General features: G+C 52.8%; 13 protein-coding genes. All 13 read left to right on the top strand.

All coding sequences use genetic code 11. The features are described from left to right. The first annotated feature begins 1 nt into the window (after position 1). Positions 2 to 1051, top strand: a complete 1050-nt coding sequence (gene nuoH, locus LVJ78_RS12115) for an NADH-quinone oxidoreductase subunit NuoH (protein ID WP_132954731.1) — start codon at positions 2 to 4, stop codon at positions 1049 to 1051. Between the two features lie 15 nt (positions 1052 to 1066). Then, on the top strand, positions 1067 to 1546 hold the full coding sequence (nuoI, locus tag LVJ78_RS12110; RefSeq protein ID WP_132954730.1) for an NADH-quinone oxidoreductase subunit NuoI: 480 nt from the start codon (positions 1067 to 1069) through the stop codon (positions 1544 to 1546). An 11-nt stretch (positions 1547 to 1557) separates the two neighbouring features. After that, the gene (locus LVJ78_RS12105; protein WP_132954729.1) at positions 1558 to 2211 is read left to right on the top strand and encodes an NADH-quinone oxidoreductase subunit J; all 654 of its coding nucleotides are present in this window, start codon (positions 1558 to 1560) and stop codon (positions 2209 to 2211) included. Further along, positions 2208 to 2513 (top strand): NADH-quinone oxidoreductase subunit NuoK, encoded by a 306-nt coding sequence (gene nuoK / locus LVJ78_RS12100; protein ID WP_132954728.1) that lies wholly within the window; start codon positions 2208 to 2210, stop codon positions 2511 to 2513. The genes LVJ78_RS12105 and nuoK overlap by 4 nt, the downstream gene beginning before the upstream one ends. 17 nt (positions 2514 to 2530) lie before the next feature. After that, entirely contained in the window at positions 2531 to 4561 is a 2031-nt protein-coding gene (gene nuoL / locus LVJ78_RS12095) for an NADH-quinone oxidoreductase subunit L (RefSeq protein ID WP_132954727.1), read from the top strand. Between the two features lie 72 nt (positions 4562 to 4633). Beyond that, complete coding sequence (locus LVJ78_RS12090; RefSeq protein ID WP_132954726.1) at positions 4634 to 5065, top strand: DUF6884 domain-containing protein; 432 nt, start codon at positions 4634 to 4636, stop codon at positions 5063 to 5065. Next, on the top strand, positions 5055 to 5792 hold the full coding sequence (locus LVJ78_RS12085) for a GIY-YIG domain-containing protein (RefSeq protein ID WP_132954725.1): 738 nt from the start codon (positions 5055 to 5057) through the stop codon (positions 5790 to 5792). The genes LVJ78_RS12090 and LVJ78_RS12085 overlap by 11 nt, the downstream gene beginning before the upstream one ends. A gap of 23 nt (positions 5793 to 5815) precedes the next feature. Continuing rightward, the gene (locus tag LVJ78_RS12080) at positions 5816 to 7315 is read left to right on the top strand and encodes an NADH-quinone oxidoreductase subunit M (RefSeq protein ID WP_132954724.1); all 1500 of its coding nucleotides are present in this window, start codon (positions 5816 to 5818) and stop codon (positions 7313 to 7315) included. Positions 7316 to 7324: 9 nt separating this feature from the next. Continuing rightward, positions 7325 to 8767, top strand: a complete 1443-nt coding sequence (nuoN, locus tag LVJ78_RS12075; RefSeq protein WP_132954723.1) for an NADH-quinone oxidoreductase subunit NuoN — start codon at positions 7325 to 7327, stop codon at positions 8765 to 8767. A 170-nt stretch (positions 8768 to 8937) separates the two neighbouring features. Then, the gene (locus LVJ78_RS12070; protein ID WP_132954722.1) at positions 8938 to 9237 is read left to right on the top strand and encodes a DUF2818 family protein; all 300 of its coding nucleotides are present in this window, start codon (positions 8938 to 8940) and stop codon (positions 9235 to 9237) included. 46 nt (positions 9238 to 9283) lie between these two features. Then, on the top strand, positions 9284 to 10414 hold the full coding sequence (gene proB, locus LVJ78_RS12065) for a glutamate 5-kinase (protein WP_132954739.1): 1131 nt from the start codon (positions 9284 to 9286) through the stop codon (positions 10412 to 10414). 847 nt (positions 10415 to 11261) lie between these two features. Next, positions 11262 to 11960, top strand: a complete 699-nt coding sequence (gene phoB, locus LVJ78_RS12060) for a phosphate regulon transcriptional regulator PhoB (protein WP_132954738.1) — start codon at positions 11262 to 11264, stop codon at positions 11958 to 11960. Next, a complete protein-coding gene (gene phoR / locus LVJ78_RS12055) occupies positions 11961 to 13292 on the top strand; it encodes a phosphate regulon sensor histidine kinase PhoR (RefSeq protein ID WP_132954721.1) in 1332 nt (443 codons plus the stop codon). It abuts the gene before it with no gap. Positions 13293 to 13440 lie beyond the last annotated feature (148 nt).

The following is a 13440-nucleotide window of genomic DNA, read 5'->3' as shown; positions in this document are numbered from 1 at the left end:
CATGCAAGAATGGTTCCAAGCCTTATTGGGCAACGAAATCGGCTTGATTGTTTCGATTGTGCTGAAGATTGTGCTGATTTTGGCACCGTTGATTCTCACGGTGGCCTATCTGACTTACTTCGAGCGCAAGGTTATCGGCTATATGCAGTTGCGCGTCGGCCCCAACGTTACCGGGCCTTTCGGCCTGATTCAACCGTTTGCCGATGTGTTGAAGCTGTTGTTTAAAGAAGTGACCCGCCCCTCGACATCTAATAAAGCGCTGTTTTATATCGGCCCGATGTTGTCGCTGGCACCGGCTTTTGCGGCTTGGGCGGTGATTCCGTTCAGCGAAACTTGGGTGCTCACCAATGTGAATGCCGGCTTGCTGTATATCTTGATGATTACTTCGTTGTCGGTTTACGGTGTGATTATTGCCGGCTGGGCTTCTAACTCGAAATATGCGTTTTTGGGTGCGATGCGCTCTTCGGCACAAACCATTTCCTACGAAATCGCCATGGGCGCGGCTTTGGTGGGTGTGGTGATGGTGTCGGGCAGCATGAATTTCGGCGACATTGTGGCGGCACAAAGCACCGGCATTGCCGGCGGCTCGGTTTTCTCGTGGAACTGGCTGCCGCTGTTTCCCTTGTTTTTGGTTTACCTGATTTCTGCCGTGGCCGAAACCAACCGCGCGCCGTTTGACGTGGCCGAGGGCGAATCGGAAATCGTGGCCGGCTTTCACGTGGAATATTCGGGCTTTGCCTTTGCGCTGTTTTTCCTCGCCGAATATATTTTCATGATTCTGATTGCCGCGCTGACTGCCTTGATGTTTTTGGGCGGCTGGCTCTCGCCTTTCCCGCAAAGCTGGGGTTTGATCGGCACGCCGAGTGCGGTGTGGATGTTTATCAAAATGGCGATGGTGCTTTATGGCTATTTGTGGATTCGCGCCACATTCCCGCGCTACCGTTATGACCAAATCATGCGTTTGGGCTGGAAAGTGCTGATTCCGGTGGGCTTTGTCGGCATCGTGCTGCTCGGTCTGTGGATGATTTCGCCCTTGTCTCTGTGGAAATAAGGGAGGAGAAACAAAATGACGAATTTAGTAAAAACCTTTTTGCTGGGCGAATTGGTAAAAGGCATGGGCGTTACGCTCAAAAACTTCTTTGCGCGCAAAGAAACCATTATGTTTCCCGAAGAGAAAACACCGCAATCGGTGCGTTTCCGCGGCCTGCATGCGCAACGCCGGTATCCCAACGGCGAAGAGCGCTGCATTGCCTGTAAATTGTGCGAAGCGGTGTGCCCGGCCTTGGCCATCAATATCGAGTCGGAGCAGCGAGAAGACGGCACCCGCCGCACCACCCGCTACGATATCGATTTGACCAAATGCATTTTCTGCGGCTTTTGTGAAGAAGCCTGCCCGGTGGATGCGATTGTGGAAACGCATATTCTGGAATATCACGGCGAAAAACGCGGTGATCTGTATTACACCAAACCGATGCTGCTGGCCGTCGGCGATCGCTATGAGAGCGAAATTGCCAAACGCAAAGCGGCAGACGCACCCTATCGTTAAGGAGCAGGATAATGACGTTTTCCCTGATTCTGTTTTATGTGCTGGCGGCCATTGTGCTGTTTGGCGCGCTTAAAACCGTTACCGCTAAAAACCCGGTGCATGCCTCGCTTTATCTGGTGCTGACCTTTTGTGTGAGCGCCATGATTTGGATGCTGATGCAGGCCGAATTCCTCGGCATCACGCTGGTGCTGGTGTATGTGGGCGCGGTGATGGTGTTGTTCCTGTTTGTGGTGATGATGCTCAATATCGATGTGGAAGAAATGCGCGCCGGCTTTTGGCGCCATGCACCGGTGGCAGGCCTCGTCGGCACGCTGATGGCGGTGGCGCTGATTCTGATTTTGGTAAACCCGAAAACCAATCTGGCCGCTTTCGGCCTGATGAAAGATCTGCCTGCCGATTACAGCAATATCCGCGATTTGGGCAGCCAGATTTACACCACTTATCTGCTGCCGTTCGAATTGGCAGCCGTATTGCTGGTGCTGGGCATGGTGGCGGCCATTGCGCTGGTACACCGCAAAACCTACAACCCGCGCTATATCAATCCGGGTGATCAAGTTAAAGTAAATGCCAAAGAAGGCCGTATGCGCATGGTGAAGATGGCTGCTGTGGTGCCGTCTGAAAAAGAAGAGGCTTCAGACGGCCAAGAAGGAGAGGGCAAAGCATGATTACCATCACTCATTACCTGGTTTTGGCGGCCTTGCTGTTCGGCATCAGCGCCTTGGGTATTTTTATGAACCGCAAAAACGTGCTGGTGTTGCTGATGTCGATTGAACTGATGCTGTTGGCGGTCAATTTCAATTTCATCGCTTTTTCACAATATTTGGGCGACACCGCCGGGCAGATTTTTGTGTTTTTCGTGCTGACCGTGGCTGCGGCAGAATCCGCTATCGGCCTGGCCATCATGGTGTTGGTGTTCCGTAACCGCAACACCATCAATGTGGCCGATTTGAACCGCCTCAAAGGCTGATCGGGAGAATAAGAATAATGGATAATATGAGCTTATATCTGACCATTGCCCTGGCACCGCTTGTCGGCTCGCTGTTGGCGGGTTTGTTTGGCAAACAAATCGGCCGTGCCGGCGCGCACAGCGTAACCATTTTGAGCGTGGCGGTGTCGACGGTGCTGTCGGCATATGTGCTGTGGGGCTTTATCGATGGCAGCCGCAGCAAATTTGATGAAAATGTGTATACCTGGCTGACCATGGGCGGCTTGGATTTTTCCGTCGGCTTTTTGGTCGACAGCCTGACTGCCATGATGATGGTGGTGGTGACCAGCGTGTCGCTGATGGTGCACATTTACACCATCGGCTATATGCACGATGAAGAAACCGGCTATCAGCGCTTTTTCAGTTATATTTCGCTGTTTACCTTTTCGATGCTGATGCTGGTGATGAGCAACAATTTCGTGCAGCTTTTCTTCGGTTGGGAAGCCGTGGGCTTGGTGTCTTACCTCTTGATCGGTTTTTACTTCAAACGCGAGAGTGCCATTTTTGCCAACCTGAAAGCCTTTTTGGTTAACCGTGTCGGCGATTTCGGCTTTTTGCTCGGCATCGGCTTGGTGCTGGCTTATTTCGGCGGCAGCCTGCGCTATGCGGATGTGTTTGCCTATCTGCCCAATGTGCAGCATGCCACCATCCAGCTTTTCCCGGGCGTGGAGTGGTCGTTGATGACGGTAACCTGTTTGTTGCTGTTTATCGGCGCAATGGGTAAGTCGGCGCAATTTCCGCTGCATGTGTGGCTGCCCGATTCGATGGAAGGCCCGACACCGATTTCTGCTTTGATTCACGCGGCTACCATGGTAACGGCAGGCTTGTTTATGGTGTCGCGCATGTCGCCGATGTATGAACTCAGCACCACCGCTTTGGGCGTGATTATGGTGGTGGGCGCGATTACGGCACTCTTCATGGGCTTTTTGGGCGTGATTCAAAACGACATCAAGCGCGTGGTGGCTTATTCTACTTTGTCGCAGCTGGGCTATATGACCGTGGCCTTGGGCGCTTCGGCTTACTCGATTGCGATGTTCCATGTGATGACGCATGCTTTCTTTAAAGCTTTGCTGTTTTTGGCCGCCGGCAGCGCCATCATCGGCATGCACCATGACCAAGACATGCGCCACATGGGCAACCTGAAAAAATACATGCCGATTACTTGGATAACCATGCTGCTGGGTAATCTGGCTTTGATTGGTACGCCGTTTTTCTCCGGCTTCTATTCGAAAGATTCGATTATCGAAGCCGCCCACGCCAGCACTTTGCCGGGCAGCGGTTTTGCCTACTTCGCCGTGTTGGCCAGTGTGTTTGTGACCGCGTTTTATGCGTTCCGCCAATACTTTATGGTGTTCCACGGTAAAGAAAAATGGCGCGAATTGCCCGAGCATCACGATGACCATCACGGCGATGAGCATCATCACGGTTTGGGCAAAAACGACAACCCGCACGAAAGCCCGTGGGTGGTAACGCTGCCGCTGATTCTGTTGGCGATTCCTTCGGTGGTAATCGGTTACTTTGCGATTGAGCCGATGCTGTATGGCGACTTCTTCAAAGACGCGATTTACGTGAATACCGAAGAGCATCCGACCATGGCGCTGCTGAAAGAAGAATTCCACGGCCCGCTGGCGATGGTGGCACACAGCCTGCAAACGCCGGTGCTGTATTTGGCGATTGCCGGTGTGCTGACGGCTTGGGTGCTGTATGTGAAAGCGCCACATCTGCCTGCGAAAATCGCTGCCACATTCAGCCCGATTTACAAACTGCTGGATAACAAATACTTCCTCGACGTGATTTACTTCAATGTGTTTGCCAAAGGCACCCGCGCATTGGGCAATTTCTTCTGGAAAGTAGGCGACACGGCCATTATCGACAACGGCATTGTCAACGGCTCTGCCAAACTGGTGGGCGCCATCGCTGCGCAAGTGCGCAAAATGCAGACCGGCTTCATCTATACCTATGCAGCCGCCATGGTATTCGGCGTGCTGGTGCTGGTGGGCATGACATTCTGGCGCTTGTTTGCCGGTTGAATTTAAAGGCCTGTTTCAGACGGCCTAGTAAACAATTATCAGGCCGTCTGAAAATAAGAAGAAAGATAAGTCGTGAGGAAAATCGTATTGATTGCTTGTGTCAGCAAAAAAGCGAGCAATAGGCAAACAGCAGAAAAGCTTTATTTGAGTGATTTATTCAAAAAAGAGTTGCGCTATGCCAGAGAGATTATCCAGCCCGATGATATTTTTATTCTTTCTGCCAAACATGGCTTGGTTAAATTGTCGGAAGAATTGGATCCGTATGACTTAACGCTCAATACGATGCTTTCCAAAGAGAGAAAAGCGTGGGCAGAGAAAGTGTTGGCCGATTTAAAGAGAGAAGCTGATTTCAAGAGAGACCAATTTGTTTTTCTTGCAGGAAATAAATACAGACAATATTTGTTACCGGTATTGAAACAATATGAAATACCCATGATGGGACTAAAAATTGGCGAACAGCTGGGATGGTTAAAAGAACAGTTGGAAAGCAAAAATGAACGATAATGGCGTGATTCTGCATGAGCAGTTTAATGCTTTAAAACGATATTCCTTTAACTTTGATAGAAATGTAATTTTTAAAAACGGCTTGTATGTATTGTTTGAAAAAGGCGAGAAGTTTTTAGAATTCGATAGAATCGTACGTGTCGGAACGCATACCGGGCAAAATAATCTGGTAAAACGCCTGACTGAGCATTTCTTAAAACCGAATAAAGACCGAAGCATTTTCCGAAAGCATATCGGTAGGGCAATACTCTCACGTGATAATAATCTAGAGCTTCTTAAACAATGGGAGATAGATTTAACGGGGAAAAAAGCCAGGGAAGAATGGGCTGGTAAGATTGATACGGCAGCTATAAAAAGTGTTGAAGATAGAGTAACCGCTTATATGCAGGAGTATTTTACTTTTTCTGTTATCCCTCTGGAGACAAAAGAAGAACGGTTATTTTTTGAAGCAGGCATTATTGCAACCACCTCAAGGTCACCTCACTTTTACCCGTCCGCTAATTGGCTTGGTAAATTCTCGCCAGAAGAAAAAATCAGAACACGTGGAGTGTGGTTGGTTCATGGCTTGAATGGCCGCTCATTAACTGAAGCAGAGATGGGAGATTTAATTAAGTGTGCTGAAACAAGCCGACTGAAAGAATTGAACAGTAAAGACATAACCGTTTTCAAACAGCATGAACGGTCGTCTGAAAACGCATCAAGAGATAATTTTTTTAATAAAACCTAGGTATCAAACTACAGGCTAATATTATGCTTTCTAATAACTTACTCAGTTTGGCCATTTGGGTGCCGATAGCAGCCGGTGTGCTGGTGTTGGCCACCGGCTCCGACAGCCGCGCCGCGCTTGCCCGGATTGTGGCTTTTGTCGGTGCGCTGGCCGGATTTCTGGTGACCTTGCCGCTCTTTACCGGCTTTGACCGCTTGAGCGGCGGCTACCAATTCACCGAATTCCACAGCTGGATTCCCGCGCTCAATATCAACTATGCTTTGGGTGTGGATGGTATTTCGGTGCTGTTTGTGATTTTGAACAGCTTCATCACGCTGATGGTGGTGCTGGCCGGCTGGCAGGTGATTCAGAAACGCACGGCGCAATATATGGCGGCTTTCCTGATTATGTCGGGTTTGATTAATGGTGCGTTTGCCGCACAAGATGCGATTTTGTTTTACGTATTCTTCGAGGGCATGTTGATTCCGCTTTACCTGATTATCGGTATGTGGGGCGGCCCGCGCCGCGTGTATGCTTCGGTGAAGCTGTTTCTCTATACCTTGTTGGGCTCTTTGCTGATGCTGGTGGGCTTGATTTATCTTTCTTATCAAACCGGCGGCAGCTTTGCGATTGTGGATTTCCAAAATCTGAAACAGATTCCGCTGGGTGTGCAGCAATTGCTGTTTATCGCGTTTTTCCTTTCGTTTGCGGTGAAAGTGCCGATGTGGCCGCTGCATACCTGGCTGCCCGATGCCCACGTGGAAGCGCCCACCGGCGGCTCTATGGTGCTGGCGGCCATCACGCTGAAAGTGGGGGCTTACGGTTTCTTGCGCTTTATCTTGCCGATTTTGCCCGACGCTTCGCGCTATTTCGCACCGGCGATTATCGTGTTGAGCCTGATTGCCGTGATTTACATCGGCATGGTGGCTTTGGTGCAAACCGACATGAAAAAATTGGTGGCTTATTCTTCTATCAGCCATATGGGTTTCGTGACCTTGGGCATGTTTTTGTTCAGCGGCGGTTATTTGAATGACTGGGCCTTGAAAGGTGCGATTATCCAGATGATTTCGCATGGCTTTGTGTCGGCGGCGATGTTTATGTGTATCGGTGTGATGTATGACCGTCTGCACACGCGCAATATTGCCGATTACGGCGGCGTGGTAAATGTGATGCCGAAATTTGCCGCTTTTATGATGCTGTTCGGCATGGCCAATGCCGGCCTGCCGGCCACATCGGGCTTTGTGGGCGAATTTATGGTGATCATGGGTGCGGTGGAAGTGAATTTCTGGGTGGGTGCGCTGGCTGCGCTGACCTTGATTTACGGTGCTTCTTACACCTTGTGGATGTATAAGCGCGTGGTTTTCGGCCCCATCACCAACCCGGAAGTCAAAGAAATGAAAGACATTAACTGCCGCGAATTTGCGATTTTGGCTATTTTGGCCATCGCGGTATTGGGCATGGGTTTGTATCCGCAAGCCTTTATCGAAGTGGTACATCAAGCCGCCAACGACTTGATTACCCATGTGGCACAAAGCAAGATTTGAGGTGTGTGAATGAACTGGACTGATTTGAACTTGATGCCGGCCATGCCTGAAATCGTATTGCTTTCGGCATTGGGCATTGTGCTGCTGGTGGATTTATGGACCAGCGATAAAAACCGCTATATCACCCATGTGTTGAGCCTGCTCGCGCTGGTGGCCGCCGCAGCAGCGCAATGGCTGGTGTGGGTGCCGCAAAGCGTATCGACTTTCAGCGGCATGTATATTGCAGACGGCATGTCGCAGCTGTCGAAAATGGTGATGTATGCGGCCACATTTGCGCTGTTTGTGTATGCCAAGCCGTATAACCAGGTGCGCGATATGTTTAGGGGCGAGTTTTACACCTTAACGCTGTTTGCGCTGAGCGGCATGAGCGTGATGGTGAGCGCCGGCCATTTCCTCACCGCCTATATCGGTTTGGAGCTGTTGTCGCTGTCGCTCTATGCGATGATTGCGCTGCGCCGCGATTCGGCCGATGCCGCTGAAGCCGCTTTGAAATATTTTGTGTTGGGTGCGCTGGCTTCGGGTTTGTTGCTGTATGGCATTTCCATGGTGTATGGCGCCACAGGCTCGCTCGAGTTTGCCAGCGTGCTGGCCAATGCCTACGATGGCCAGGCCAACACTTGGCTGCTGAAGCTTGGCTTGGTGTTTATCGTGGTGGCGGTGGCTTTCAAGCTGGGCGCGGTGCCGTTTCATATGTGGGTGCCCGATGTATATCAGGGTGCGCCCACTTCCGTGGCCGCTTTTGTGGGCACGGTGCCGAAAATTGCCGCCGTGGTGTTTGCCTTCCGTATTTTGGTGACCGGTTTGGGCACCACGGTGAACGATTGGACGCCCATGCTGGCGATTTTGGCCGTGGCCTCCTTGTTGGTGGGTAACTTGGCGGCGATTATGCAAAGCAATATCAAGCGCATGCTGGCCTATTCTACGGTGTCGCACATGGGCTTTATTCTGCTGGCGTTTATGGCCGGTGCCATCGGCTTTACCGCAGGGCTTTACTATGCAATCGCTTATGTGGTGATGGGTTTGGTGGGCTTCGGCGTGTTGATGCTGCTTTCCAACGAAGCGTTTGAATGCGAAGAAATCAGCGACTTGGCCGGCTTGAACCAGCGCCATGCTTGGTATGCCTTTTTGATGCTGCTGGCCATGTTTTCGATGGCCGGTATTCCACCGCTGATGGGCTTTTATGCCAAGTTTGCGGTGATTAAGGCGCTGCTCTCGCAAGGCTTTGTGTGGATTTCTGTGTTTGCGGTGGTGATGTCGTTGATTGGCGCGTTCTACTATCTGCGCGTGGTTAAAGTGATGTATTTCGATAAAGCCACGCATGAGCAGGGCATCGGCAGCAACACCGTGGCCAAAGTGGTGCTTTCGGTAAATGCACTTTTGCTGCTGCTGTGGGGCGTGATGCCGCAAAGCGTGATGGAATGGTGCTTGCGCGCGTTGGAAAACACCTTGTAAACCCGCTGATAAATCTGCACGCGGCAGCCCCCGAAGGCTGCCGTTTTTGTTAATATACTGCATTCATCTTTTCAGACGGCCTGCCGCACCACTTTTCTGCGCCGCTTCAGGCTGAAATGAATCATAGCTGCTGCGAGATTTCAGGCCGTCTGAACACCGGATTTCACACCATGACCGCTTCCATGTATATCTTATTATTGCTGGCGCTGATTTTTGCCAACGCGCCGTTTTTGAGCCGGCGCTTATTTGGTTTGATTCAATTGGCGCACAAGCATTTCGGCCATCATTTGCTGGAATTGGCGGCCGGCTTTTGCCTGATCGGCGTGCTGGCTTATGTGCTCGAATCGCGCGCCGGCACGGTGCACCCGCAAGATTGGGAATTTTATGTAACCGTGCTCTGCCTTTATCTGATTTTTGCCTTTCCCGCTTTTGTGTGGCGCTATTTTTGGCAAGGCAAGCACCGGCAATAAATGTGCATACCCTATTATCTGAGGCCGTCTGAAACGGAAAAGTATGATGCAAAAAGCCATTGAAAACCTGTCGCAAGCCCGCCTATTGGTGGTGAAAGTGGGCTCTAGTTTGGTTACTGCCGAAGGGCGGGGCATCGATCAGCAGGCGCTGGCGCAGTGGGCAGCGCAAATCGCCCAGCTCAACAAGCGCGGCGTGCAGGTGATTTTTGTGTCCAGCGGTGCCATTGCCGAGGGCATCAAACGGCTGGGCTGGCCGCGCCGCCCCAAGGCGCTCAACGAATTGCAGGCCGCCGCCGCCGTCGGCCAAATGGGCATCGCCCAAGCTTATGAAAACGCGTTTGCCCCGCACGGCATCAACACGGCGCAAATTCTGCTCACCCATGAAGACTTGAGCAACCGCACCCGCTATCTCAACGCCCGCAGCACCTTGCGCACCTTGCTGGCGCACGGCATTGTGCCGATTATCAATGAAAACGACACCGTTACCACCGATGAAATCAAGCTGGGCGACAACGACACGCTCGGCGCTTTGGTGACCAATCTGGTGGAAGCCGATGCTTTGGTGATTCTCACCGACCAGCAAGGCCTTTACGACAGCGACCCGCGCAAAAATCCGCAAGCGCGGCTGATTAACCGCATCGCTGCCGAGCATCCCGATTTGGAAAGCATGGCCGGCGGCGTAGGCAGCGCGGTGGGCACCGGCGGCATGTACACCAAAGTCACTGCCGCCAAGCGCGCCGCTTTGAGCGGCGCGGCCACCGTGGTGGCCAGCGGGCGCGAGCCGGATGTGTTGGTGCGGTTGATACAGGGCGATGCCGTGGGCACTTTGTTTACCAGCGAACACAGCCGCATCAATGCCCGCAAACAATGGCTGTTGGGGCAGGTGCAGCTGAGCGGACGCGTGGTGGTGGACGAAGGCGCTGCGCGTGCCGTGGCCGAACAACACGCCAGCCTGCTGCCGGTGGGCTGCGTGCGTGCCGAAGGCCATTTTTACCGGGGTGAGTTGGTGGCGGTGGTGGATGGCGGCGGCAAAGAAATCGCCCGCGGCTTGGCCAATTACAACAGCAGCGAAACCGCCAAAATCCTGCGCACGCCCTCCGCGCAAATCGAGCGCAAATTAGGCTATGTGATGGAAGACGAATTAATCCACCGCGACAATATGGCCTTGCATTGGTAAGCGGGCAAGAGGCCGTCTGAACGCATCGGCGTTTTCAGACGGCCTCGATTTTGGGGCAGGGCTGCCTGAGCTTGTTTGTCGCGTTGCCGATATACAGTGAAATAGATGAAAAAGGAATACAAGACAGCAACACCATAAACTGCACCCCGCCAAGCGTGCGCGTGGCTGCGCCACCTACCCGATAAGCGGTTTAACGGCCAGATGATTTTGAGCGTAGGGCGCACTTTCGCGGATGAATGGTGAACAGATCTTAAGGCCGTCTGAAAAACCGTTTTTAGACGGCCTATCGGGATGTTGAATAGATGTGCCGGCAAGCCGCCCGCTGCCTGCCGGTAAAGCCTTTCAGACGGCCTGTCATAAAAATTCCAACAAAGCGTCATCTCAAGCCGGCGTTTGTCACATCTGCGTCATATGCTTGCGTTATGCTTAGGTTGCAAGGCTGGGTTGTGGCTCGGCTGATTTTGTATAGTGGAATCAATAAAAACGGCGTGCGTGGCTGCGCCACATCTTATACCCATTCAAAAAAGTAAGCTAACAAGGCGGCGAGCCGCAGACAGTACAACTAGTACGGCAAGGCGCGACAACGAAGTTAGGTTATTTTTTTGGATTGGTATTACACACGGTTTGAGATTGATGGTTTGGTGCCCGTTTTTCTTTCATTTCACTATAGTGGAATGCATAAAAAAGTGACACAACGGGTAGGTTGGGTTGAAAACCCAATAAGCCCACAGGCCGTCTGAAACGTTGGGTTTATCAACCCAACCCACTCCGTGATAGTGCGTGGCTTTGTATCACTTTTTCTTGCATACCACTATAACGGCAAAACCCGATAATCATGGAGAAACACATGGCCAAAGTGCGCGTGTTGGTGGTGGAAGACGAAGAATCGATTCAGGCGCTGATTCGGTTCACCTTGGAGCAGGCCGGTTTCGGTGTGGAATCGGCGTTGAGCGCGGAAGAGGCGCGCACGCTCTTGGCGCAGGAGTTGCCCGATGTGGTGCTGCTCGACTGGATGCTGCCCGGCGCTTCGGGTGTGCAGCTGGCCAAGCAATTGCGCCAAGACGAGCGCAGCAAAGATTTGCCGATTATCCTGCTCACCGCCCGCAGTGAAGACACCGATAAAGAGCTGGGGCTGAATCAGGGCGCCGATGATTACCTCACCAAGCCGTTTTCCCCGCGCGAGCTGATTGCCCGCATCAATGCGCTGCTGCGCCGCCGCGCGCCGCAAAAAACCAGCGAAGTTATCGAAGTGAAAGGTTTGCTGCTCGATCCGGCCGAGCAGCGCGTGTATGGCAACGGCCAGCCGGTGAGCTTCGGCCCCACCGAATTCAAGCTCTTGCATTTTTTCATGACCCACCCCGAGCGCGTATACAGCCGCCGCCAATTGTTGGATTTGGTGTGGGGCGATCATGTGTTTGTGGAAGAGCGCACGGTAGATGTGCACATCCGCCGCCTGCGCCGTGCGCTGGAGCCCAGCGGCTTCGACCGCTTTGTGCAAACCGTGCGCGGTGCGGGCTACCGCTTCTCGCATAAAGAGGCGGCCTAAATGAATTTTGTGTGGCGGCATATTGCATTGAGCCTGTTTGTGCTGGCGGTTGTGATGCTGCTGGGCTTCGCGGCAGGCGGCGCCACCGGGCTTTTTGCCGCCATGGCCGCCTGGCTCGGCGTGTGGCTGGCCATGCAACTTTATTATGTGCTGAAGCTGGCGCGCTGGCTCGAGTCACCCAAAATCAACACCATTCCACATGTGGGCGGCATGTGGTCAACGATTTTCGACACGCTTTTGCGCCAAGCCAAAAGCCGCAAAAAGCGCAAACAAAAGCTGGGCGCGGCCTTGCAGCGCTTCAACCGTGCCGCCGAAGCCATTCCCAACGGCATTCTGATTCTCGATAAAAGCGGGCGCATCGGCTGGATGAACCATTTGGCGGTGCTGCATCTGAATTTGAACCCGGCCACCGACTGGAACGGCATTTTGCGCAATATCGTGCGCAAGCCCGAGTTTCTTGATTTTCTCAATCAACCTTTGGAAAACACCGCCGAAATCAAAATCACCCTGCCCAAAAACGGCGGCATCAGCGAGCGCGCGCTGCTGATTACGCGCGCACCGTTTCAAACCGATGAGCTGCTGCTGATTACCCGCGACATCAGCCAGGCCGAGCAGCTCAACGCCACCCGCACCGCATTTGTGGCCAATGTGTCGCACGAATTGCGCACGCCGCTCACGGTGATTAACGGTTTTTTGGAAACCATGGCCGATATGCCCGATCTTCCGCGCGAGCAGGCGCAGCAATTTATCGGCCTGATGCAGAAAGAAGGCGCGCGCATGCAAACGCTGCTGGCCGACTTGCTCACCTTGTCGCGCCTCGAATCGGGCGTGCCGGCGGAGCAAACACCAATCGATTTGTCGTCATTGGCCGAATCGCTCTCGGGCGATGGCGATACTTTGTCGGCAGGCAAGCATGAAATCCATACCGATATCGCCCCCGATATCTGGATCAGCGGCATTTATGCCGACCTTTATAACGGTCTGAGCAATCTGGTGTTTAACGCCGTGCGTTACACGCCGGCCGGCGGCATTATCCGCATCAGCCTGCAAGCGCTGCCCTCAGAGCAGCCTTTCAGCCTGCCCGATGTGCGCTTTGCCGTGCAAGACAACGGCCCGGGCATCGCGCCGGAGCACATCCCGCATCTGACCGAACGTTTTTATCGGGTGGATAAAGGGCGCAGCCGCCAAAGCGGCGGCACCGGCCTAGGCTTGGCAATTGTGAAACACGCGCTGGCCGAGCACAACAGCTTGCTGCACATCAGCAGCACAATCGGCGAGGGCAGTGAATTTTCGGCGGTTTTTAAGCAGATTGTGCCACCCGCAAGGCGCTGATGCCGCGATTCAAAATAATATCCATGCAAAAAAAGGCCGTAACCCAACGTTTGCTTTTAAACATCAGGCCTTAGGTATACACACCGTGCTTTTTGCGGCGTAATACCAATCCAAAAAAATAACCTAACTTCGTTGTCTCGCCTTGCCG

Origin of the sequence: Uruburuella suis, from assembly GCF_022870845.1 — a bacterium.
GTDB classification, from domain to species: domain Bacteria; phylum Pseudomonadota; class Gammaproteobacteria; order Burkholderiales; family Neisseriaceae; genus Neisseria; species Neisseria suis.
This window is presented reverse-complemented; position numbering and strand designations above follow the sequence as displayed.